This window comes from Phenylobacterium sp. FG114 (genome assembly GCF_057809855.1).
The window spans coordinates 123,419-146,075 of record NZ_JBMDKU010000003.1 but is presented as its reverse complement, the minus strand read 5'-3'; the positions used below and the strand labels follow the sequence as shown (position 1 = coordinate 146,075).

General features: G+C 69.0%; 21 protein-coding genes and 1 other RNA gene. 16 read left to right on the top strand and 6 right to left on the bottom strand.

The annotated features are described in order from the left end of the window. Positions 1 to 96: 96 nt before the first annotated feature. Genes ACODSY_RS06065 through ACODSY_RS06055 form a run of 3 tightly spaced genes read left to right on the top strand, consistent with a single transcriptional unit; the run spans position 97 to position 7,450 of the window. Entirely contained in the window at positions 97 to 1,773 is a 1,677-nt protein-coding gene (locus ACODSY_RS06065; protein WP_488950766.1) for a ShlB/FhaC/HecB family hemolysin secretion/activation protein, read from the top strand. Between the two features lie 17 nt (positions 1,774 to 1,790). After that, entirely contained in the window at positions 1,791 to 4,343 is a 2,553-nt protein-coding gene (locus ACODSY_RS06060) for a two-partner secretion domain-containing protein (RefSeq protein WP_488950765.1), read from the top strand. Then, complete coding sequence (locus ACODSY_RS06055; protein ID WP_488950764.1) at positions 4,340 to 7,450, top strand: CHAT domain-containing protein; 3,111 nt, start codon at positions 4,340 to 4,342, stop codon at positions 7,448 to 7,450. Before ACODSY_RS06060 ends, ACODSY_RS06055 begins: the two co-directional genes overlap by 4 nt. 7 nt (positions 7,451 to 7,457) lie before the next feature. On the opposite strand, the gene ACODSY_RS06050 is transcribed toward ACODSY_RS06055, so the two are convergent. Next, a complete protein-coding gene (locus ACODSY_RS06050) occupies positions 7,458 to 8,243 on the bottom strand; it encodes a glycine zipper 2TM domain-containing protein (protein ID WP_488950763.1) in 786 nt (261 codons plus the stop codon). Positions 8,244 to 8,846: 603 nt separating this feature from the next. Between ACODSY_RS06050 and dusA the strand changes: the two genes are divergently transcribed. Further along, the gene (dusA, locus tag ACODSY_RS06045) at positions 8,847 to 9,857 is read left to right on the top strand and encodes a tRNA dihydrouridine(20/20a) synthase DusA (RefSeq protein WP_488950762.1); all 1,011 of its coding nucleotides are present in this window, start codon (positions 8,847 to 8,849) and stop codon (positions 9,855 to 9,857) included. Here the strand turns inward: dusA and ACODSY_RS06040 are convergent. From ACODSY_RS06040 to ACODSY_RS06030, 3 genes are all read right to left on the bottom strand, one after another. Further along, positions 9,801 to 10,322: a TIGR02281 family clan AA aspartic protease gene (locus ACODSY_RS06040; protein ID WP_488950761.1), complete on the bottom strand. Its 522-nt coding sequence runs from the start codon at positions 10,320 to 10,322 to the stop codon at positions 9,801 to 9,803. The two genes, dusA and ACODSY_RS06040, sit on opposite strands and share 57 nt — an antisense overlap. A gap of 122 nt (positions 10,323 to 10,444) precedes the next feature. Beyond that, positions 10,445 to 10,669: a DUF1289 domain-containing protein gene (locus ACODSY_RS06035; RefSeq protein ID WP_488950760.1), complete on the bottom strand. Its 225-nt coding sequence runs from the start codon at positions 10,667 to 10,669 to the stop codon at positions 10,445 to 10,447. After that, on the bottom strand, positions 10,666 to 11,094 hold the full coding sequence (locus ACODSY_RS06030) for a PaaI family thioesterase (RefSeq protein ID WP_488950759.1): 429 nt from the start codon (positions 11,092 to 11,094) through the stop codon (positions 10,666 to 10,668). Before ACODSY_RS06030 ends, ACODSY_RS06035 begins: the two co-directional genes overlap by 4 nt. 172 nt (positions 11,095 to 11,266) lie before the next feature. Here ACODSY_RS06030 and ACODSY_RS06025 point away from each other — a divergent pair, with 172 nt between their 5' ends. Both ACODSY_RS06025 and ACODSY_RS06020 read left to right on the top strand, forming a co-directional pair. After that, positions 11,267 to 11,602: a hypothetical protein gene (locus ACODSY_RS06025; protein ID WP_488950758.1), complete on the top strand. Its 336-nt coding sequence runs from the start codon at positions 11,267 to 11,269 to the stop codon at positions 11,600 to 11,602. Between the two features lie 128 nt (positions 11,603 to 11,730). Then, the gene (locus tag ACODSY_RS06020) at positions 11,731 to 13,215 is read left to right on the top strand and encodes a phospholipase D-like domain-containing protein (RefSeq protein WP_488950757.1); all 1,485 of its coding nucleotides are present in this window, start codon (positions 11,731 to 11,733) and stop codon (positions 13,213 to 13,215) included. Here the strand turns inward: ACODSY_RS06020 and ACODSY_RS06015 are convergent. Beyond that, on the bottom strand, positions 13,179 to 13,910 hold the full coding sequence (locus tag ACODSY_RS06015) for an endonuclease/exonuclease/phosphatase family protein (protein ID WP_488950756.1): 732 nt from the start codon (positions 13,908 to 13,910) through the stop codon (positions 13,179 to 13,181). The two genes, ACODSY_RS06020 and ACODSY_RS06015, sit on opposite strands and share 37 nt — an antisense overlap. A 104-nt stretch (positions 13,911 to 14,014) precedes the next feature. On the opposite strand from ACODSY_RS06015, the gene ACODSY_RS06010 reads away from it, so the two are divergent. The 4 genes from ACODSY_RS06010 to ACODSY_RS05995 all read left to right on the top strand — a co-directional run bounded on the left by ACODSY_RS06010 (position 14,015) and on the right by ACODSY_RS05995 (position 17,615). Next, positions 14,015 to 14,389: a TonB family protein gene (locus tag ACODSY_RS06010; protein ID WP_488950755.1), complete on the top strand. Its 375-nt coding sequence runs from the start codon at positions 14,015 to 14,017 to the stop codon at positions 14,387 to 14,389. Between the two features lie 62 nt (positions 14,390 to 14,451). Continuing rightward, a complete protein-coding gene (locus ACODSY_RS06005; RefSeq protein WP_488950754.1) occupies positions 14,452 to 15,042 on the top strand; it encodes an energy transducer TonB in 591 nt (196 codons plus the stop codon). 143 nt (positions 15,043 to 15,185) lie between these two features. Beyond that, a complete protein-coding gene (locus ACODSY_RS06000; RefSeq protein WP_488950753.1) occupies positions 15,186 to 16,391 on the top strand; it encodes an acyl-CoA dehydrogenase family protein in 1,206 nt (401 codons plus the stop codon). 81 nt (positions 16,392 to 16,472) lie between these two features. Then, positions 16,473 to 17,615, top strand: a complete 1,143-nt coding sequence (locus tag ACODSY_RS05995; RefSeq protein ID WP_488950752.1) for an acyl-CoA dehydrogenase family protein — start codon at positions 16,473 to 16,475, stop codon at positions 17,613 to 17,615. Here the strand turns inward: ACODSY_RS05995 and ACODSY_RS05990 are convergent. Further along, a complete protein-coding gene (locus ACODSY_RS05990; RefSeq protein WP_488950751.1) occupies positions 17,612 to 18,211 on the bottom strand; it encodes a histidine phosphatase family protein in 600 nt (199 codons plus the stop codon). The two genes, ACODSY_RS05995 and ACODSY_RS05990, sit on opposite strands and share 4 nt — an antisense overlap. Positions 18,212 to 18,261: 50 nt before the next feature. Here ACODSY_RS05990 and ACODSY_RS05985 point away from each other — a divergent pair, with 50 nt between their 5' ends. The 6 genes from ACODSY_RS05985 (at position 18,262) to rnpB (ending at position 22,453) form a co-directional block, all read left to right on the top strand. Continuing rightward, positions 18,262 to 18,855: a DUF3052 domain-containing protein gene (locus tag ACODSY_RS05985; protein WP_488950750.1), complete on the top strand. Its 594-nt coding sequence runs from the start codon at positions 18,262 to 18,264 to the stop codon at positions 18,853 to 18,855. A gap of 77 nt (positions 18,856 to 18,932) precedes the next feature. Then, on the top strand, positions 18,933 to 19,829 hold the full coding sequence (locus ACODSY_RS05980) for an alpha/beta fold hydrolase (RefSeq protein WP_488950749.1): 897 nt from the start codon (positions 18,933 to 18,935) through the stop codon (positions 19,827 to 19,829). 37 nt (positions 19,830 to 19,866) lie between these two features. Further along, positions 19,867 to 20,760 (top strand): DMT family transporter, encoded by an 894-nt coding sequence (locus tag ACODSY_RS05975; protein ID WP_488950748.1) that lies wholly within the window; start codon positions 19,867 to 19,869, stop codon positions 20,758 to 20,760. Then, positions 20,757 to 21,476 (top strand): N-acetylmuramoyl-L-alanine amidase, encoded by a 720-nt coding sequence (locus ACODSY_RS05970; RefSeq protein WP_488950747.1) that lies wholly within the window; start codon positions 20,757 to 20,759, stop codon positions 21,474 to 21,476. Before ACODSY_RS05975 ends, ACODSY_RS05970 begins: the two co-directional genes overlap by 4 nt. Further along, positions 21,473 to 21,970 (top strand): GNAT family N-acetyltransferase, encoded by a 498-nt coding sequence (locus ACODSY_RS05965; protein ID WP_488950746.1) that lies wholly within the window; start codon positions 21,473 to 21,475, stop codon positions 21,968 to 21,970. The genes ACODSY_RS05970 and ACODSY_RS05965 overlap by 4 nt, the downstream gene beginning before the upstream one ends. A gap of 89 nt (positions 21,971 to 22,059) precedes the next feature. After that, positions 22,060 to 22,453, top strand: an RNA gene (rnpB, locus tag ACODSY_RS05960) — RNase P RNA component class A. Positions 22,454 to 22,657: the final 204 nt, after the last annotated feature.

Genomic DNA, 22,657 nt, shown 5'->3' with positions numbered 1-22,657 from the left:
CGTCGTCGGGGGACATCAGCTGCCAAGCTGTGAACTCCGATAGTCTGGCCGAAAAAGGGCCGACGGCGTCGACACGGGGCGCCCCAGGGGATTGTTATGGGGCTTACCGTTGCGCGCTGCGCGGCGGCGACGATCTTCGTCGCTGCGGCGCCTGGAATCACACATGCTCAAACGCCGGCGCAGGGGCCGACGCGACAGGAACTGAATCCTGCCGCGCGGGCGCAGTCGCCGCCGCCACAGGCCGACCTATTCAGCCAGCCCGGCGCGGGCCCATGCCCGTTGGCCGAGAGCCCTGCGCCGCTGACGGTGACGTCGGTGACGTTCCGCGGGCTGCAGTCAGTGAGGCCCGAAGAGCTCCAGCCGGCCTACGCCGACCTGCTGAACAAGCCTGGGGATGCGGCCGACCTTTGCAAGATCCGCGACCGGGTGGCCGACGCCCTGTTCGACCGCGGCCTGCTGGCGCGCGTCGAGATCCCCGCCCAGACCATCGACGGCGGGGCTGTGACGCTGGAGGTCATCGAGGCCCGCATCGTCATCGTGTCGGTTCGGGGGGATCCGGGCGCGGCGGCGCCGCTGCTGGAGACGTACGCCCAGAAGCTGCGCGGGATGGCGCCGTTCGACGTCAACGAGGTGCAGCGCTACGTGCTGCTGGCGTCGGACATTCCGGGCCTGAAGGTGCAGGCGTCCGTTCGGCCGAATGCGTCGGGCGAGCGCGGGGCCGTGGACCTGGACCTGGCGGTGACGCGCGACGAGCAGGATCTGATCGTCAACGCCCAGAACCTGCAGTCCAAGGCCACGGGGCGCTTCGGCTTTCTGGCGCGATACGACCTCAACGCCCGCACACGCTACGGCGAGCGAACCTCGCTGGTCTTCTACCGGACGATCAAGAACGAACAGTGGGTGGTTCAAGGGCTCGAGGAGGCCCGGATCGGCGGCGAGGGCTGGGTGGTTCGCGCCGGGGCGGCCTATGGCGAGAGCCATCCGGGCGACGCCCTGAAGGGCCTGGGCCTGAAGAGCGTCAGCCTGGTGGCCAACGCCGAGGCGGCCTATCCGATCATCCGCAAGCGGCGGCAAAATCTGTGGGCCGCGGCCGGCGTCGAGGTGATCAACCAGGACACCAGGTTCGGGGGCGGCGGCAAGCTGATCAACGACGACCTGCGGATCTTCTACGCGCGCGTCGAAGGCGACCAGACGACCTACTACGGCTATCGCCCCATCGTGTTGCGGGGCAACGCCAGCCTGCGCCGGGGCATTGAGGGTTTCGGCGCCACCGACGAGGGCGACCGCCGGCTGTCCCGGGCCCAGGCCAAGCCGGGCGCCTGGACCTTCACGGCCGAAGCCTCGGCCCAGGTCACGCTCGTGCCGCAGCTGACAGCCTATGCCGAAGTTCAGGGCCAGTACGCCAACCAGCCACTGGCGGCCTATGAGGAATTCGCGGTTGGCTCGCTGACCATCGGGCGGGGCTACGACCCCGGCTACATCTCGGGCGATCAGGCCCTGGCGGCGACGCTGGAGCTGCGCGGCGGGCCGTTCCAGCCGCGCTCGGGCTGGGCCGTCAGCCCCTACGCCTTCTTCGACATCGCCAGCACCAAGGACAAGGACCGTGGGGGCCTCACCCAGACGCTGAAGTCCGTGGGCCTCGGCTTCCAAGTTCCGGTGCGCGAGCGCTGGGTGCTGGACGTCGGCTACGCCCGGCCGCTCGACAAGCGCGCCATCGACCGGAAGAAGCCGCCCGGCCGCCTGCTCCTCAATCTCACCGCTCGCTTCTTCTGAGCGCGGGAGGATCCGTCATGCGTCATCACGCCCAAGAACCCACCCGCCGCCTTGCGCTCGCCACGGGGGCCGCCATCTCGGCCCTGCTGGCTGGCCCGGCCCTTGCCCTTCCAGTCCCAGGAAGCGCGCCCGCCACGATCGGCGGCGGAGGCGGCCAGCCCATCATCCAGACCGGCTCCACCACGGTGCAGGTCGACGTCAACGCCCCGCGCACCATCATCGACTGGAACAGCTTCAACCTGAACGCCGGCGAGCGCGCGGAATTCCGCTTCGACCAGCGCAACTGGATCGTGCTGAACCGTGTGACCGGCTCGGCGATCAACATCAACGGCCAGGTGGCGAGTTACCAGGCCGCCAACCTGAACAGCGCGCTGCCGTCCCAGACCAGCGGCGGCGTCTGGTTCTACTCCCCCCAAGGCGTTGCGTTCGGACCCAACGCCGTCGTCGACGTGGGCGGGATGGTCGCCACCAGCGCGGCCGTGAACGAGAGCCAGTTCCTTGACGCCAACAACCTGGTGATCGGCTTCACCGGCTCGGGCAGCGGCGGCCCGGTGACGGCGGCAAGCGGCGCTCGGCTCAACGGCCTGGGCTACGTGGCCCTGGTGGCGCCGCAGGTGACGACCGCAGCGGGCGCGGCGGTCGTTGCGGGCGACGTTGGCACGGCGGCCTACGCCGGGGTCGACAGCTACGAGATCACCTTCCTGCCGGCCCAGCAGGACCTGACGTTCTTCACGTTCCGGGTGCCGGCGAACGCGGCCGGAGGTTCGCTGGCGACCACGCCGCTGAACATCGCCGGCACGACCACCGCGGCCAACATCTATCTGATGGCGATCAGCCGCCAGGCGGTGACCAGCCTGCTCATCAACGCGCCGGGCCTGCTCACCGGGCGATCCTCGATCAACAACTATGGTCAGGTGACGATCACCACCGGCCGCAACATCACCAGTGGCCAAGTGAACAGCCTGTCCACGCCGGTGGTCGGCGCGCGGGCGGGGACGGTGCAACTGGGCGAGATCAACGCGTCCGGCAATGTGAACGTCTTCGTCACCGGTCGCTTCGGCACATCGGACCTCACCGCCGACAAGATCCGCGCGGGCCAGGCGCTCTCGATCGCCGCGCGCGACGTCACCATTGGCGCGGGTGGCCTCAGCGCGGGCGACACGGGCGCGAACGCTGGCGCGATGAACCTCGACGTCTTGGGCGTCGTGACCGTGCCGATCCTGACCGCACGGACCAACATGACGATCCGACCCGGCGACTTCCAGGCCGGCGGGCCGCAGGACCTGCTGCCGACGCTGCGCCTGGGAAGCCTGAGCGCCGGTGGCACGATCAGCATCCTGGCCGAAACACTGGACGCGAGCACGCTGACGGCGGCCAGTATCCAGAGCTCGACCCAGGACACCACGAACGTCGGAACGCTCACCGGCAGCAGTGAAGTGCTAGTCGCCGCCACCACGGGCCTCACGGTCGGCGATGTACGCGCCGGAGGCCTCACACGGCTGACGTTCAGCGACCTGACGGTGAACGGCGCAGTCACCGCCGACACGGCGGTCCTGCGGATCGTGGCGACCGACCCGCAGGTCACGGTGGGGGGATCGGGCGCAGGACGGCGGGTGAGTGAGGCCACGCTGCAGAAGTTCACCGTGGCCACCTCGCTCAGCATCTTTGCAGGTATCGAGGGCGATTTCCCGGTCGAGAGCGACATGCTCGTCGAGGACCTGAGCGTCGACGCCACGAAAATTCCCGAACTTCGCCTTCTGGCGAAGAACACCAGGAGCGTCTTCGCGAACGGCAAGGTCTCGCCCAGCGACGAGGGCGTCGCACTGAAGATCGGTGATCCGGTGGACGTCGACAGCGTCTGGAAGCCGAAGCAGATCGTCATCAAGGGGGCCTTGGGTTCGGCCGACGGAGATGCTGTCGCCGGCTTCACGCAGGTGAAGGCCTTCGATCGTGTCGAGCTGGTCGCCACCGACGACATCCTGATCGGCTCGCAGCGCTTCATCGACCTTGTGAAGGACGTCCCCGCGGCCGGCATCGACATCAACCGCAGCCTGCCGCTGGGGGTGGCGCCGGTGGAGGACGAGGTGGGCAAGCTGTTCCTGGTGAGCGGCAGCGCCAGCCTCTACGCCAAGGACAGGATCGTCCAGCAGAACACGGGCATGGTCGGCTTGCAGGCGGGCTTCTACCTGACCGGAACGGGGGTCGATCCCGCCGATCCCTTGCTGACCGTGGGCGGCGCGGTGATCGCCGACATGTTCGGGGCGCTGCAGGAGGGCGACGGGATCGTGCTTTCCGGCAGCGCGGCCTCGTCGTCGCGGCGCGTCGCCCGGGCCGAAGGCGACACCACCACCGGCGCGATCCGGATCAACGGCTGCGCCGTCGGCCTGGGCTGCACGCTGTCCACGCCCGCGAGCCAGTTCCGCATCCAGCAGTTCCGGCCCGCGGCGCCGCGCGCGGCGATCGACCCGCCGGTGCTGACCCCGCCGCCGCCCGTCGACGACGACGAGCGCGAGGCCGAGTCCGTGATCACCGGGACCGGCAACGAGGAAATCTGGAGGAAGGACCGATGAGCGGCCCCATGCGCACCCTGCTGACCGCCGCCGCGTTCGGCGCGCTCTCGACCGCCGCTGCGGTCGCGGCCCCGCTGCCGGAGCTGTTTCCCCTCGGCCAGAGCTCGGCCAGCGGCGCGGTCTGCGAGGCCGTGCGCGACTACCAGGACCCGCTGGGCCAAGGGGCCGACGCCAGGGCCTGGCGACTGCGCTGCCGCGGCTACTCGACCGTGCTGGGCCGCGTGTACCAGCTGCCGGCCGGCCAGAAGGGTGCGTGGGAGGCGGCGTTGAAGGCGCGCGCCGAATGCGGGGAGCCCGAGGCGGCGCCCGCCGGCGTTCCGGCCACGCTCGCCACCTGTAAGATCGGCGGGCAGGGCGGAGCGCCCTACATCGTCTACGTCTCGGAGAAGGCGGGCGTGCTGACGGTGGTCGAGGGCCTGGCGCCACTGTCGGACGTGATCGAGACGGGGCTGAAGGTGGCGCTGGGGGCCGCGCCGCCCAAAGCCACCGACATCCAGACCTCGGCCGCCCAGGCCGAGATCGCCGCCGACTTTCCCAACATGATGGGCCTGGCCGCCGCCGAGGCCGCCGCGACGGCCGACCCCGAACGTCTGCGCACCCGCGGCTACGTCCAGAACAACGAGTGGCGGTTCGACGAGGCTGAGACCGCGTTCCGCGCCCTGGTCACCGAGGGCGAGGCGCGCAACGCGCCGGTCTCGCAACGCGCTGACGCCCTGCTGAACCTGGCCATGAACATCTCGAACAACGGCCGCTTCGAGGAGGCCGAAGGATTCTTCGCCGAGGCCGAGGGCCTGATCGCGCCCGAGGACATGCTGACGCGCGCGCGCAGCCTCAACTATCGCGCTCTGCACGAGCGGAACCGCGGCCGCTTCGACGCCGCCATCGCCGCGGCCCAGCAGGCGCTGGCCCTGCGCGCCGCCAGCTTGCCGGCGCAGGGGCGCATCGGGTCGGCGGGCGGCGCGACCGGCGTCGGCGGCGGGCGTCTGGTGATCGAGCCCGGCGTGGCGCGCAAGCTCAACGCCCCATCGGCGGCGCAAAGCCAGATCGAGGTGTCGAAGGTGACCTTGGTCGAGCAACTCGCCATCCAGGACGCCCAGGCGTGGCATGTGATCGGCACCTCGCAGGCTGCGCTGGGCGACACGACGGCGGCGCGGGCCTCGCTGGAGCGGGCGCGCGACATCCTGGTCCGCAGCGCCGCCCTGGGCCGGCTCACCGCCTGGCTGCAGGCCCGTGTCGAAGCTGACATCGCCGGGCTGGACCTACGTGAGGGGAGGACCGCCCAGGCCGCGACCCGGTACGGCCAGGCGCTGGGCGTGCTGCGCACCCGCCACGCCGGCAGCTCGGCTGAGGGCGCGCTGCTGCTCGAACTTGGGCGCGCCCAGGCTGTTGGGGGCCTCGACGCCGATGCGCTGGCGACCTACGCCCGGGCCATGACCATCTTCCGCGCCCAGCGCGGCGGCCTGGGCGGCTCGGCCGACGCGGCCCAGCCTTACTTCGACCTGCTGCTGAAACTGTCGGCGCATGACCCTGCGAAGGCCGGCGAATATGGCGCCCTGTTCTTCGACGCGGCCGAGACGGTGGTGTCGAGCGCCACGGCCGAGACGGTCAACCGGCTGGCCGCGCGGGTGGCGGCAGGCGATGGCCAGCTCGCGGGCCTGTCGCGCGCCTACGAGGACAGCCGCCGCCGGCTGCGCGCCACCGAAAGTCAGATCGCGGCCTTGCAGGCCGACGGCGCCTATACCGACGCCGTGAAGGTCCAGATGGAGCAGATCCTGAAGGCCGAGCAGACCGACGCCGACGCGCTGGAAGCGCGGATGCTGGCCGCCAACCCGCGCTACAATCAGCTTGTCGCCCCAGGCGCGCCGGCCGCCGAAGTGCAGGCCGTGCTCAAGCCGGACGAAGCCTATCTGAAGCTGCTGCCGCTGGCCGGGCGGACCTACGGGGTGCTGCTGACCCGCGACGTCGTGAAGCCTTATTCGGTGGACATCGGGCGCGGCCAGCTGCAGGGCGCGGTCACCCGTCTGCGCGTGGCCCTGGAGCCGACCGAGACGCTGATCCCGTTCGATGCCGCAGGCTCGGCCGCGCTCTTCGACCGACTGTTCGGTCCTGTGAAGGCCGATGTCCTGGCCGCGCGCCACCTGGTGTACGAAGCGGACGGCCCCCTGGTCTCGCTGCCGGCCGCGCTCTTCGTCACCGACGCGGCCTCGATCAAGACCGACCGGAAGGGCGAGATCGACTACGTCCACACGGCCTGGCTAGGAAAGAAGGTGGCCTCGTCGCTCGTGGTGTCGGGCGCCAGCTTCCTGCAGTCACGGGCATTCGCGCCCTCGGCGGCCAAGCGGCCCTACCTGGGCTTCGCCGACCCCTCGCTGCCGCGCAACGACGAACGGGCCTTCACCTCGGTGACGCGCTCGTTCCTGCGACGCTCGGCGGTGCTGGAGCGGGTCTGCGGCGAGACCCGCAACGCGCTCATGCGCATCGAGGCCTTGCCGGAAACGGCCATGGAAGTGCGGCAGGTCGGCCAGAGCCTGGGCACGCCGGGGTCTGTGGTGACGGGGCCGGCGTTCAGCGACGAGGCGATCCGCCAGCGCGCGGACCTGGCGGACTACCAAGTGCTCTACTTCGCCACCCACGGCCTCCTGCCGCAACCGGACGCCTGCGTGCCGGAGCCCGCGCTGGTGACGTCGCTGGGCGGGGGCGACTCCGACGCCCTGCTCGACACCAGCGAGATCCTGAACCTGAAGATCGACGCCGACCTGGTGGTGCTGGCGGCGTGCGACACGGGCGGGGCGGGGGCCAGCGTCGATCGGACCGGCCTCACGGGCGGCGGCGAGGCCCTGGGCGGCCTGACGCGGGCCATGGTCTACGCCGGCTCGCGCGCCCTGATCGTGTCGCACTGGTCGGTGGACTCCGAGGCTTCGGTCAAGCTGATGACGGGCCTGTTCGCCTCGGGCGCGCCGACCGTGGCCGAGGCGCTGCAGAGGTCGCAGGCGGCCTTGCAGAAGGACCCAAACCACGCCCATCCGTATTTCTGGGCGCCGTTCACTCTGGTGGGCGACGGGGCGCGGCCGCTGCCGGCAATGAACCGCCGGGTGGCCGCGCGCTGACGATCGGTCAGGCGGCCGTCAGCCGCCAGCTGCCCGATCCGTCGCGGCAGGCGTTGAAGCGTTCGCGGTAGCTGGGTTGGCCCCGCTCGTTGACGGTCTGCTCGACCAGCTTGCAGCCGCTGTCGAGGCCTTCGCCCGACGGGCGTGCGACCGAGCGGGCGACGTAGCCCTGAATCAGGCCGTTCTCGACGATGGCCAGCCAGCCGCCCGCCACCGTGCCCGCCACCTCGAACTCCTCGTCCGGCTGCAGGCGGTCGACGACGCTGGCGGAAGTGTTCGGCGCGCCTCGCACATTGATCCGGCCGTTGGCGGCGTAGGTTCCGCCCGCGCTGCTGGCGCGGATGGCCGGCGTCACGCCCTCCGCGAAGCGCCAGCGGCCCACGTAGCCGCCGCCGTTCGAGCCGCCGGCCGAGGTCGCGGGGCCCAGCACCTCGATGCGGCCGCTTGCGCCGGTCTGCGGGTGGGACCAGCTCTGCGTCTTGCCGGTGTCGAGCGCCCGCTGGAAGGCCTGCCGGGCGTCCTGCTGGGCCTTGCGATCCATCCGGCAGCCGATGTTGTTGCCGATGGCGGCGCCCAGCCCGGCGCCGATGACGGCGCCCAGGGTCCGCTCGTTCTTGCTCACCTGGCTGCCGGCGAGCGCGCCGACCAGGCCGCCCACGACCGCGCCTGTCGTGTTGGCCGAACCCTGCGCGTCGCACGAAAACAGCGAGCCCAGTCCCTGGGCGGAGGCAGCCTGCGGGGCGGCGAAGCCCACGGCCAGCACGGACATGGCGGCGATCGTCAGTCGGGTCATTTCGGCGTCCTCCCAGGATTCCCGGCATCATGCCTCGCCAATGTCGGCAAGGCCACGCTTCGCTAGTTTGGGATATCGCGTATCGAGCGCGGGTGCTGACGGCCTCCTCCGCGGCGCCCGACGGGCGCTCGCCCGTCTGGCGCCTGGCGGCCGACTATGGCAATCCGGCAGGGCTACGCGGGCGTGGCGGAATTGGTAGACGCAACGGACTTGAACTGAACAGCTGAGTGCGCCGGGGGAAACGCCGGACGTAGAACCGCTCAAATTCGGGGAACCCTGTCAGATGGCGATCCCGAGCCAAGCCCCGCATGGGGAAGGTGTAGAGACTAGACGGGCGGCGCCTAAGGCTGACGGCTATGGCGAAGGTATAGTCCAGACCACGAACGCCTCGCGGCGGCGGCGAAAGCCGAAGTGGTACGAAAATCCGTAGGGCCGTGAGGCTCGTGCCGGTTCGACCCCGGCCGCCCGCACCACCGCGCATTCCGCCGTCTTCCGGACGGCGCTGTGCTCCAAGCCGCGCGGAGGATCGAAACGCGGCGTGGAACCTCGTAGAGTGGCGGCGACCTGTCGCCAGAGCAGAAGATATATCTGTAAATTCCTGAGATGAACCGACATTCACTCTGCGTCGCCCCGATGATGGACTGGACGGACCGGCATTGCCGGGTCCTGCATCGGACGTTGACGGCGCGCAGCCTGCTCTACACCGAGATGCTGACCAGCGGGGCGGTGCTGCACGGGGACCGGGCGCGCCTGCTGGCGTTCAGCCCGCAGGAGCATCCGGTGGCGCTGCAGCTCGGCGGTTCCGAGCCGGCGGATCTGGCCGAGGCGGCGCGGATCGGTGAGGCGGAGGGCTACGACGAGATCAACCTGAACGTCGGCTGCCCATCTGACCGCGTCCAGTCGGGTCGGTTCGGGGCCTGCCTCATGCGCGAGCCGGAACTCGTCGCCGAGTGCATGGCGGCGATGGGCGCGGCGGTGAAAGTCCCGGTCACGGTGAAGTGCCGGATCGGCGTCGACGACCAGGACCCCGAGGAGAGCCTCTTCGGCCTGGTGGACCTGTGCGCGAAGGCGGGCGTCTCGACCTTCGTGGTCCACGCCCGCAAGGCCTGGCTCAAGGGCCTGTCGCCGAAGGAGAACCGGGACATCCCGCCGCTGGACTATCCCCTGGTCTGGCGGCTGAAGCGAGAGCGGCCGGACCTCACCATCGTGATCAACGGCGGCATCGGATCGCTGGACGAGGCGCAGGAGCACCTGAAGCACGTCGACGGCGTGATGCTGGGGCGAGCGGCCTACCACACCCCGGCGATCCTCGCCGAGGCCGACGCGCGGATCTTCGGAGTGGGCGAGGCCGTCGACCTGTACGCGGCGGTCGAGGCCTATCGGGACTATGTCGCCGCGGAGCTCGCGCGTGGCACGCACCTGGCGGCCATGACGCGGCATATGCTGGGCCTATTCCACGGGCGGCCCGGCGCGCGCACGTGGCGGCGGATCCTGACGGTCGAGGGGGTGAAGCCCGGCGCAGGCCTCGAGGTCATCGACCGGGCGCTGGCGGCCCTGTCAGGGCTCGAGGCGGAGCGTGTCGCGCGTGGCCTCGAAGCGGGTGAGGCGGCCTAGGTAGCTCATCCCCAGCAGCGAGACGTCGAGGCCTTCCGAGACCACGAGGGCCTGCACGTTCTCCAGCCTGGCGCCGTTGATCGAGATCGAGGCCAGGGTGACCGTCGCGGCGCGGGCGTTGCCGCCAGCGGTGGTGACGTTGTGGCCATACTTCAGGTCGGCCGGCTTGATGCCCAGCTTCGCGGCGTCGTCAGGCGTCAGCGCCACGGCAGTGGCGCCGGTGTCGACGAGGAAGTGGACGTTCTGGGCGGCGCCCGTCGCGCCCGCAACCTGGGCGTCGGCCCAGAAGTGACCGTCGGCGGCCTTGGACACGGCGCCCGAACCCGGCTTCGGGGGACCGGACGCGAACCCCTCCGCCTCGAGCCGCGCGATGCGCATGGGCTGGGGGCTGATCGCCGTCACGGCGCAGGCGCTGACCAGCGCCGACACGCCCGCAACGATGGCGAGTTTGCCGAAAGAAGACACCGCGATCACCTGACTTAAGCGGCCGTTCGGCCTGCCTCGTTGGGATCAAGCTACCGCTGGTTGGGTTTGGAAGCGGTGAACGCGCAGGGTTTCATATTCGTGAAGGCCGGGCCCAGCCGGGTTCAGAACATCGCCAGCTTTTCGGGCCGGATCAGGCCGCGGCGGTCGGGGAGTTCGGCAAGGATCCGGTCGCGCTCTTCGTCGGTCAGCCGCGCCCAGGCGGCCACCTCGTTGAGGCGGCGGTAGCATCCCAGGCACAGGCCGCTCTCGCCGTCGACCACGCAGACCTTGATGCATGGTGTCTTGATCGGCGCAGGTGGCCCGGTCCTGTCTTGAGAAGCGCTCATCCGGGGATAGCGTAGGTGACGTTGGCCTGCGCCGCCAGCCGATCGGGCCCTTCGGTCCAGAGGCGGACGTCGCAGATGGCCAGTCGACGGCCCAGGCGCAGCATCTCGGCTTCGGCGTGAAGGTCGCCCGGCCGGGCGCCGCGCAGGAAACTCATGTTGAGCTGGGAGGTCACCGCCATCAGCTGATCGCCGATGTGAGCCAGGACTAGCGCATAGGCCGCGGTGTCGGCCAGGGACATCAGCGTGGGGCCGGAAATCACGCCGCCCGGCCGAAGCACCCCCTCGCGATAGGGCGCGACCACGTGGACCCGGCCTGGGACCACCTCGGTCACGCGCGGGAAGGCGGCCTCGGGGGCGTCGGGGAAGGCGCGGCGCAACAGGGCATTCACGCCCGCGGCGTCGAGTTTCGGCGCAAGCTCAGCCATGGGCGCCTTGTGACCCGAACGCCCGGGTTATTACAAGAGTTTTATGTTTGTCGTAACATTGACGTATCATGACTGAATATTAATGCGCGAATACTGAACATTGCGGCTTGTTCATTTGAGTCGGACCGGCGGGATGAGCAGCATGCTCCCAGGTTTTGAGGGAGAAGTTCTCATGAAGTTTGCAGTCATCGCGCTGGCCGCCGCCACCTTCGCCGCGGGCGCTGCTTCCGCTGCCGAGCGAATCTCGGATGTCGACTATCTCAAGGCCAACCGCTGCAAAGGCCTGGCCACCAGCATCGACGGCGTCATCGATCCCGCGGCCCTCAACAGCTTCATCAAGGCCGAGCGTGGCGCGCGCGCCAGCTACATCGTCAATCGCGGTGACGAGGAATTCCAGCGCGCCCGTCGTGAGGCCAAGAGTTCCGACCGCAAGGAACGTCTCACCGCCGAGCTGACCGGCTCGTGCCAGGCCTTCCTGAGCTCGCCCACGTCTGTCGCCAAGCAGTAGATCCCAAGCCCAACTCAAGGCTGCAAGCCGGCGGGCCGTTCACGGACGGCCCGCTTCTTCTTTGCCGGAACCGCAGCTAGGCCATAGGCTTTGAGCCAGCGCGGCCAGCCGGTCGCGGTGAGGGCGTCATGAGTGTGCTTGTTCCGGGCGAGACCTGCTGGCGGACCGCTGCGGCCGGCCGGATCGCGTTCCTGGTCGACACCGAGGCCTATTTCACCGCGCTCTACGAGGCCATGCAGAAGGCGCGGCGCTCCATCCTGATCCTGGGGTGGGGCTTCGACCCGCGCACCCGGCTGTTTCCTGACGGCTACGACGGCCCCAACGATCCGGACGAAGTGGGCCACGTGCTGCTTCGGCTCGCCGACGAGCGGCCCGACCTGGACATCCGTGTCCTCATCTGGAAATCGGCCCTGCCGGTGGCGGCGACCCAGGAGTTCTTTCCTCACCGGGCGCGCAGGTGGTTCGAGGGCACGCGAGTCCAGTTCCGCCTGGACGACCATGTGCCGTTCGGGGCCTGCCACCACCAGAAGGTCGTGGTGATCGACGACCGTCTTGCGTTCTGCGGCGGCGGCGACATCTCCATCGACCGCTGGGATACGCCCGGTCACCTCGAGGAGGACCGCCGCCGCATCATGCCCGACCAGGAATGCCACGCGCCGCGGCACGAGGTGATGATGATGGTGGACGGGGATGCGGCCCGCGCGCTCGGGGACCATTTCCGTGAGCGCTGGCGGTGTAGCCCCGGCGAGGGCGACCTGGACCCGCCGCAAGACGCGGGCGGCGACCCCTGGCCCGACCATGTCCCGCCGCACCTGATCGACGCGCCGGCGTCGATCGCCCGCACCCAGCCGACCTGGCGTCGTCAGCCGCCCATCGACGAGATCATGCGCCTGGCGGTCGCCTGCATCGCCGAGGCCCGGGAGACGATCTACCTCGAGAACCAGTACTTCACCTCGCCGGTGATCACTGAAGCGCTTGCGCGACGGCTGGCTGAGCCGGACGGACCGGAGGTGGTGCTGGTGACCACGGGGGAGGCGCCCAGCTGGTTCGACCGACTGACGATGGACAACGCTCGCGGCGCCATGGTTTGGCGGTTGCGGTCCGCGGACGTCTTCGGCCGGTTCCGCGCGCTCTATCCCGTGACCTCGGCCGGCTCGAAGATCATTGTCCACTCCAAGACCAGCATCTTCGACGACCGCATCGTGCGCGTGGGCTCCGCGAACCTGAACAACCGATCGTTCGGCTTCGACACGGAGATCGAGCTGACCGTCGAATGCGACGGCGACGAAGCCCGTACCCATGCCGCCGCGCTGCTGCACCGGCTGGTCGGTCACTTTATCGGCTACACCGGGGACGCCGTCGCCAAGGCGCGGGCCGAGCGCGGCGGGCTGGTCCATGCCATCGACGCCCTAAACCGGGAAGGCCGCCTCAAGCCTGTGGATCCTTCGCGCAGCAACGCTTTCGCCGAACTGATCGCCGCGCTGCACCTGGGCGACCCGGTTGGACCTGAGGATTCCTGGCGCCTGGGCCGCCGGCGCGAGCGGCTGTTCGCCCAGGCGCGGGCCCTCGGCCAACCTCAGGAAAGGTCGAAGTCCATCACCAGCGGCAGGTGATCGGACGCGACGCGGGTCAGCGGGTCGAAGGGCGCCGAGACCTCTTGCACCTCGATGCCCGCGCTGACGAACAGATGATCGATCCGCAGCACGGGCAGCGGCGACGGGAAGGTTGACGTCGGCTGCTTGCGCGCCGCCAGCCGGCGGGCCGGCTGCAGGCGCTGGGTGAGGGTGCGATAGACCAGCGAACTGGTGGTGGCGTTGAAGTCACCCAGCAAGATCACCGGCCACTGGCAGCTGGGGTGTTCCAGCCACTGCGGCCCGGCGAGGTGCGCCGCCTGGATCTGCTGTTCGCGGGGCACGAGGCCCAGGTGCGTGTTGATGATCTGCACCGGCCGCCCCCCGACCTGCACCTCGACCCACAGCGCGCCCCTGGGCTCCAGGGCCTTCACCCTGTGATAGCCAGGCAGCGGCCCGACCTTGACGAGGCGCTCGGGCAGGGAGGTGAGGATGGCGTCGCCGTACAGCTCCTCCTCGACGCGGAAGGCCGGGTGGAAATGGCAGGTCATCTCCAGCAGCTGGGCGATCTCGTGAGCCTGGTCCACGTTGTTGGTGCGCCGCCGCCCGACGTCCAGTTCCTGCAGGGCGACGATGTCGGGATTGAGCGCCGCCAGCACGGCGGCCACCCGTCCCACATCGAGACGGCGGTCGTTCCCGACGCAGCGATGGACGTTGTACGTGACGATGCGGGTCATGAGGGCGGCAGGATGTGACTTGTTCGGACGCGGAAGGAAAGGCGGCTTGGTTCTTGGCGCGGGTCTTGCTTTAACGTTTCGATAACCAAAGCGTAGGGACCGAAATGCTCCATCTGATCGCACTGGCCTCGGCGGCTATCTCCTCGGCGACCGCGATCACGGCGGCTCCGGCCCCCGCCCTTCGGGAAGTGACCTGGGTGGCCACGCCCACCGGACAGGATATCGCCAACGTCTATCCGCCCACTGCGGTTCAGGCCGGGAAGAGCGGCGCGGTGCTTCTGGAGTGCCGCGTTGCGACGGAAGGCGCTCTGGAGCGCTGCAACGTGCAGATCGAGGATCCGGTCGGCCTTGAGTTCGGGATGGCGGCGTTGGAATTGGCTCCCCTGTTCAAGATGACCGCCAACGCCCCGGACGGCACGGCGACGGCGGGCCGCACCATCCGCATCCCGATCATGTTCTCGATCGTCCAGGGCGACTGAGAGCGCGGTAGCGAGTCAGCGGCGTCCAACCCTAAGCTTCGCCTTGGACCGAGGGGATCTTGATGCTGTCGGTGCTTCTCGTCGTCTTGATGCAAGTGGTGGCCCCTGAGCCGCCCGGCGAGGGCAGCATCATTGTAGATCCCCAGTGGATCCAGCGACCTAATGGCGAAGACATCAACCGCTACTATCCGATGCAAGCCGCCCGACGAGAGCTCCAAGGGCGCGCGGTTTTAGCGTGCGCTGTGACCGCCGAAGGAACGCTAACGGGCTGCAAGGTCGTCGAGGAGTCCCCGACCGACGTCGGGTTCGGTGACGCCGCACTCAAGTTATCGACGCGATATCGCATGCGTTCGACGTTGCCGGACGGGCGGTCTGTCGCCGGTGGCGCGATAAGGATTCCGCTACGGTTTTCATTGCCTGGCCAACTGGATCCTCTGTCGGCCATGTATAGCTGTTATGGCGTCACTGCTGTTGCCGCTGAAGCGAACCCTTCCGACCAACTTGCGGGCCGCGCCTTCGGCTTTTTCGCGGCCCAGGCAGCAATACTCATCAGCAAGGGCTATGGAACGCCCACCGCGTTTGAGAAAGGCCTTGCCGAAGCCCGGCGCAGTGCTGCCCCGGCGACAAACGCGCCGCCGCAGGGCCATCACTGAAAGCATGTCTCGACGTCGCCTCAGCCAACCTGAAGTGATCTCCGCTTACGTTGACGTTAGCGTCATCTTTTCTCCCGTCATGGCCGCGCGTATAGGGTCGCTCCAATCGATACGGCGTAAGCCGTGACTGGAGGACCCACCCCATGAACCTCGACTTCACCCCCGAAGAGAACGCCTTCCGCGACGAGGTCCGGGCCTTCATCAAGGAGAACTACCCCGCCGAGCTGCGCAAGGCGCAGGACGAGCACCGGCCGCTGACCAAGGAAGAGTACCTGCTCTGGCACAAGGTGCTGGCGAAGAAGGGCTGGGTGGCGCCGGGCTGGCCGAAGGAGCTGGGCGGCACGGGCTGGACTCCCACGCAAAAGTACATCTGGTCGGAAGAGACGGCCCGCGCGGACTGCCTGCCGATCCTGCCGTTCGGCATGTCGATGCTGGCCCCGGTGATCTATACGTTCGGCACCGACGAGCAGAAGAAGAAGTTCCTGCCTGACATCTACAACGGCAATGTCTGGTGGTGTCAGGGCTACTCCGAGCCGGGCGCGGGTTCGGACCTCGCCAGCCTGAAGACCAAGGCCGAGCGGATCACCGCCGACGACGGCAAGGAATACTACATCGTCAACGGCCAGAAGACGTGGACGACGCTGGGTCAGTACGCCGACTGGGGCTTCTTCCTGGTGCGCACGGATCCCGACGCCAAGCCGCAGTCGGGCATCTCGTTCCTGCTGATCGACATGAAGACGCCCGGCATCACCGTGCGCCCGATCATCACCCTGGAAGGCGGCCACGAGGTCAACGACGTCTTCCTCGACAATGTGAAGGTGCCGGTCGAGAACCGGATCTTCCACGAGAACCAGGGCTGGACCTGCGCCAAGGCGCTGCTGGCGCACGAGCGCTCCGGCATCGCCGGCGTCGCGCGCTCGAAGCGGAACCTGGAGAAGCTGCGCTCGATCGCCAATACCGAGCGGTCGGACACGGGCTCGGCGCTGCTGACCGACGCGTTCTTCCGCCGAAAGGTGGCCGAACTGGAGATCGACCTGACGGCGCTGGAGTTCACCGAACTGCGCACCCTGGCCGGCGAGTCGAGCGGCAAGGGCCCCGGCCCGGAAAGCTCGATCCTCAAGATCAAGGGCACCGAGATCCAACAGCGCCTGCAGGAGCTGGCGCTGGAGGCGGTGGGCCACTACGGCGCGCCGTTCCTGCGCGACCTGTCGGGCTCGAACGCGGGCGTGGGCCCGGACTACGCCAACGGCGTGGCCGGCGAGATGTTCAACGGCCGCAAGACCTCGATCTACGGCGGCTCGAACGAGATCCAGCGCAACATCATCGCCAAGATGGTGCTGGGCCTCTGAGGCCGCGCCGAAAGCCTAGCTGACAGCCCCAAGCTGCCGCGCTATGCGGTAGACGAACAAACGTTTGAGGAAGCCCCGCCGATGGATTTCAGCTTCACCGAAGAACAGTCGATGCTGCGCGACACCGTCGCGGCGTACCTGGCGGACCACTACGACTTCGACAAGCGTCGGGCCGTGGTCTCCAAGGAGCCCGGCTGGCGTCCCGAGGTGTGGAAAGCCTTCGCGGAGGAACTGGGCATCCTGGGCGCGCCGTTCTCGGAGGAGCTGGGCGGCCTGGGCGGCGGCGCCATCGAGAACATGGTGGTGATGGAGGAGTTCGGTAAGGCGCTTGTCGTCGAGCCCTACCTCGGCACCGTGGTCATCGGCGGCGGCTTCCTGAAGCACTCGGGCCACTCGGCGGCCGCCGACCTGATCGGCGGCATCATCGAGGGCAAGGTGATCTTCGCCTTCGCCCAGGCGGAGCCGCAGAGCCGCTACAACCTCGCCGCCGTGACCACCACGGCCAAGAAGGACGGCGCCGGCTGGACCCTGAACGGCCAGAAGGCGGTCGTCATCGGCGCGCCGTTCGCGACGCACTTCATCGTCACCGCCCGCACGAGCGGCGGCGAGCGCGACGCGCAGGGCATCTCGGTGTTCGTCGTGGAGAAGGGCGCCAAGGGCGTGACCACGCGCGACTACCCGACCGTCGACGGCTTCCGCGCCTCGGAAGTCTATTTCGAGAACGTCTCGCTGGGCGCCGACGCCCTGGTCGGCCCGGCCGACGCTGGCCTGCCGCTGGTGGAGAAGGTGGTCGACGAAGCCATCGCCGCGACCTGCGCCGAAGCCTGCGGCGTGCTGCGCAAGCTGCACGAGGGCACGCTGGAATACACCAAGCAGCGCAAGCAGTTCGGCCAGCCGATCAGCTCGTTCCAGGTGCTGCAGCACCGCATGGTCGACATGTTCATCAACGTCGAGCAGGCCGTGTCGATGACCTACATGGCCAACATCAAGGTCAGCGACGAGGCCGAGCGGGCCAAGGCCGTCTCGGCCGCCAAGGTGCAGATCGGCAAGGCCTGCAAGTTCGTCGGGCAGAATGCGATCCAGCTGCACGGCGGCATGGGCATGACCGACGAAATGGCCATCGGCCACTACTTCAAGCGCGCCACCATGATCGAGAGCGCGTTCGGCTCGGTGGACCACCACTTGGCCCGTTACGAGTTCCTGTCGCTGGGCAAGGCGGCCTAGAAGGCCGCCAGCGCTTCCGCCGGCTCTTCGACCGCGCGCCAGCTCTGCTTCAGGCGGAGCGGGCCGCGGTCGATGACGAGATAGCAGCCCCCGCCGGCGTGTTGCGGCCGGTCTTCCTGGCCGATCTCCACATTCTGTAGATGGGCGGTGAGCAGCGCGCCGACACCGCCGTGCGAAACCACCAGCACCACGCCCGGGGCGCTGGTGCGGTCAACCTCGGCGACGGCGCCGATGATCCGGGCCTGGGCGTCGCGCGCCTTCTCCCAGCCGCGAACGCTCTCGTCGGGGCGGGCGAAGAACTCATCCACCACCTCCCAGAACTCCGGCGGCGCGATGTAGCCGGTCGACTCGCGGCCGTTCTCGCTGAGCGCGGGGTCGATCCGATGCGGGGCGCCCAACCGCCGAGCCAGGATCTCCGCGCCGTCCATCGCCTTCTGCTCGTCGCTGGACCAGACGGCGGCCACCTCACGGCCCGCGAGGCGGTCGGCGAGAGCTTCCATGCGCGCGCGGCCAACCGGCGACAGAGGCCAGCGCGGAACCGGAACCGCGGGGTCGATGACCACTTCCGGGTGGGTGATGAAGACGATGGCGGCCATGAGGTCCTTCGGGTTGTGCGAACAGGCCCGTTCCGTCACAGCTTGGCCTTATGGGAAAGGAAGCGGACGTGACGGCGCGGTTCGCGGACGGCGCCGATCAGGGCCGCCTGCAGTACGAGGCGCCTAGGCTGGTCTTCCGAGGCGCGCAACGGCGCGTCTACGAAGGCGGCTCTCTGGTCGACGTGCGCGCGGAGGGCGCGGACCTGGTGCTGGCGGACGGCGCGCGGTTCGCGCTGGGCGAGGCGCGCGCCGCGGCATGGGCCCAGGCGATCCGCAGCCCCAAGTCCCGCCTCGACAAGATCGGCGTGAAACCGGGCATGCGCGTCGGCGTGATCGGTGTCGCGGACCCTGCCTTCAGCGACGAACTGGTGGAGCGCGGCGCAGCCCCGGTGAGTGAGATGGCCGCCCTGGACCTGCTGTTCTACGGCGCCGACAGCGCCGAGGCGCTGGCCGGGATCGCGGGCTTGGTTCCGGCCCTGGCCGAGCGCGGCGCGTTGTGGGTCGTGTCGAGGAAAGGCAAGGCGGCGACGGTGAAGGATGCCGACGTCATGGCCGCCGCCAGGGCGTTCGGGCTCGTCGACAGCAAGGTGGTCGGCTTCTCGGACACCCTGACCGCGCTGCGGTTCACGCGCCGCAAGGCATAGCGCCCGCCATTACCTGGCGCGTAATCGACCCGCCTCGGCCGTTGCGGTCCTCTCCCCATCAGCAAGGGAGACACCTCATGAACCGCCGCGACATCCTCACCTCGGGCCTGGCCGCGGGATCGGCCGCCGCCGTCTCGGCCGCTCTTGCCGCCGCGCAGCCGCGCCGGGTCTCGACGATCTTCGCCAAGGATGGCGCGCGGCTGTTCCATCGCGATTGGGGCGAGGGCCAGCCGGTGATCTTCGCGGCGAGCTGGGCCCTGTCGAGCGAGATGTGGGCCTACCAGGTGGCCCACCTGTCGGAGCGAGGCTTCCGCTGCATCGCGTTCGATCGCCGTGGACACGGGCGCTCGGACATTCCGGCGAAGGGCTACGACATGGACACCCTGGCCGATGACCTCGGGGCGGTGATCGACACATTGGCCCTGAAGGACGTGATCCTCGTGGGCCATTCCATGGGCGGCGCCGAGGTGGTCCGCTACCTCGGCAAGCACGGCGGGGCCAAGGTGAAGAAGGTGGCCCTCGTCGCCGCCGTGGGCCCGTATGTGGTGCAGACGGCCGACAATCCCTTTGGCGCGCCGATGGCCTATCACCAGGCGACGCTCCGCCGCTGGGCCACGGACTTTCCGGCCTGGGCGATGGAGAACCAGGACCCGTTCTTCACGCCCGAGACGTCGCCGGCCATGAAGGCCTGGCTGACGGAACAGCTCCTGGCCACGCCCGCTCCGGTGGCGATCGCCACGTTCCGCGCCCTGATCGGCAAGGACCTGCGGCCCGACCTGCCCAAGATCGATCGGCCCACCCTGGTGATCCACGGCGACAAGGACGCCTCGGCTCCGCTCGCCATCACGGGCCAGCGACTGGCGGCCGGCATTCGCGGGGCGGACCTGAAGGTCTATCCCGGAGCGCCGCACGGGCTGTTCGTCACCCACATGGAGCGTCTCAACGTCGACCTGGAGACTTTCTTCAGGGCCTGAGGTTGCGCCGGACGGCCGCGGCGGCCTAACCGGGGGCATGGCCCTCCGCGACTTCGGCCTGCTCATGGCCATGTGCATGGTCTGGGCGGTCAACAACATCATCTCGAAGTACGTCGTGAGCGTGCTGGACGTGCCGCCGCTGTTCTACGCCGCGGCGCGCTTCGCCATCGTCGCCGCGGTGCTGATCCCGTTCCTGCGGCCGGCGCCGCGGCCGATCTGGCGGCTGGTGCTGACGGCCTTCCTGATGGGCGGCGGCAACTTCGGCCTGATGTTCGTGGGCTTGAAGTATTCGACGCCGTCGGCCGCCGCCGTCGTGCTTCAGCTCGGCATGCCGATCACGCTCATCCTGTCGATGGCGTTCCTGGGCGAACGCATACGCTGGCGGCGCGGCCTGGGCATCGCGCTGACCTTCGCGGGCGTGCTGGCCGTCATGTGGAACCCGCACGGCTTTGCGCTGTCCACCGGCCTGATGTTGATCGCCGGCGCCACCCTGATGTCGGGCGTCGGGGTCATCCTGACCAAGCAGATCGAAGGGATGCGGCCCATCACCTTCCAGGCCTGGGTGGGGTTGGTCTCGGTGGGGCCGATGGCGGCGCTGTCGGCGCTGTTCGAACCGGGACAGATCGAGGCGGCCGTCGCCGCCGGCTGGCCCTTCTGGTCGGCGCTGGTGTTCTCGGCCCTGGTCGTTTCGGTAGGCGCCCACACGCTCTACGTGACCCTGCTTCAGAAGTACGAGGCCAACCTGATCTCGGCGTTGATCCTGGTGACGCCGCTGGCCACTATCGGCCTGGGCGTCGCGGTGTTCGACGATCCGTTCGGCCCGCGCATGATGATCGGCAGCGCGCTGGCCCTGGCCGGCGTACTGATCATCGCGCTCAGGGGAAGCCAGGTAATGTCGATGCTGATGGCGATGCGGAGCCGGCCGGAATGAACGTGATCGAAGCGCCGTCGCCGAACTTCGATCGTCGCACCGTCACGCCGAGCATCCTGGTGCTGCACTATACCGGCATGAAGACCGGCGAGGAGGCGATCGCGCGCCTGCGCGATCCGGAGGCCCGGGTCAGCGCGCACTATGTGGTGGAGGAGGACGGCCGCATCTTCCGGCTGGTGGCCGAAGAGCGGCGGGCATGGCACGCGGGGGTCTCGTTCTGGCGGGGCCGACGCAACATCAACGGCGACAGCATCGGGATCGAGATCGTCAATCCGGGGCACGAGTTCGGATATCGCCCCTTCCCGGAGGCGCAGGTGGCGGCTGTGATCGCGCTGATCGCCGATGTCCGCACGCGCTGGGACATCGAGGACCGAGACATCGTCGGCCACTCCGACGTCGCCCCGGCGCGCAAGGACGATCCGGGCGAGCTGTTTCCCTGGAAGCGCCTGGCCGAGGCCGGCCACGGCCTCTGGGCCGAGGCGCCGCCGGCGCCGGGCCAGCCGATCGGGGAGGGAGAGGAGGGCGCTGCCGTCTTCGCCCTGCAAGCCGGCTTCACGCGGCTGGGCTACGACCTGCCGCCGTCAGGCAAGTTCGACGCCGACACGACGACCGTGGTCCGCGCGTTCCAGCGACACTGGCGACCGGAGAAGGTGGACGGGATCGCCGACGGGGAGACCCGTACGCGGCTGATCGCACTCTTGCGGCTGGGCGCATGAGCGGCGCGGCTTACCGGCCGCTGACCCTCGCCGACGCCCCGGCGGCGCTGGCGGTGATGCAGGCGGCGTCGGGTGGCCTGGGTCGCCTGCCGCACGAGATGGACCTGCCGTGGATCGAGGGCTCGATCGCGGGCGCGCTGGAGGGCGGGGTCGCCATCGGGGCCTGGATCGACGGGCGGCTGGCCGGCCTGATCAAGGCGCCGCGCATGCCCTCGTCCCAGTTCCAGCACGTGCTCTGGGACCTGACCATCGCCACCGATCCCGCATTCCAGGGGCGCGGCGTGGGTCGCGGCCTGTTCGAGGCTCTGTTCGACGCGGCGCGGGCGCTCGATCCGCCGGTCGAACGGGTGGAGCTGGTTGTGCGGCATGGGTTGACCCATGCCATCCGGCTCTACGAGCAGGTCGGCTTCGTCCAGGAGGGCCGCTTCCTGCGCCGCTTCCATCTGGCCGACGGCAGCTACGAGGACGACCTGCCCATGGCGAAGTTCCTCTGAAGATCTCGTCTCCCCATGGGCTGCGCCTCGGGGAGAGGAGGTGCGTGTGCTTGACTCTCCTCGCCAATTCACCGCCTTTCCGCCGCGGATCAGACGGCCGGGCGGTCGCGGGCGCAAGCTCGAGGAAAGTCCGGGCTCCACGACGACATGGCGGCGGGTAACGCCCGCCGGGGGTGACCCCAGGGATAGCGCCACAGAGAGCAGACCGCCTCGGCCTCGGTCGAGGTAAGGGTGAAAGGGTGCGGTAAGAGCGCACCGGGCCGCTGGTAACAGAGGTCGCATGGCAAGCCCCGCCAGGAGCAAGACCGAATAGGGGTCCCGCGCCGGCCAAGTCCGCAAGGATACTGGCGGGTAGGAGCGTCGCCGCTCCGAGGGATCCGGGTAGGTCGCGAGAACCGTCCCGCGAGGGGCGGTCCAGAGGAATGACCGCCGCGTCCCTGCAAGGGGGCGGCACAGAACCCGGCTTACAGGCCGTCTGATCCGCATTTTCCCAATTTCGCTCCGTTAAGCTTCGGACAACCGACGCATCCACACGCTCGCCCAAGCGGCCGAGTTCAAAGCGTCGCCATTAACTATTAGTTCTGAGTATGTTCTGTGGATAATTGTTTTGGGTTAACCCTGCGCCCAAACGACACCTTTGTTTTCGCGGAAATAGTCATTGAGTGTCATTGAAACCCACCTGATCCC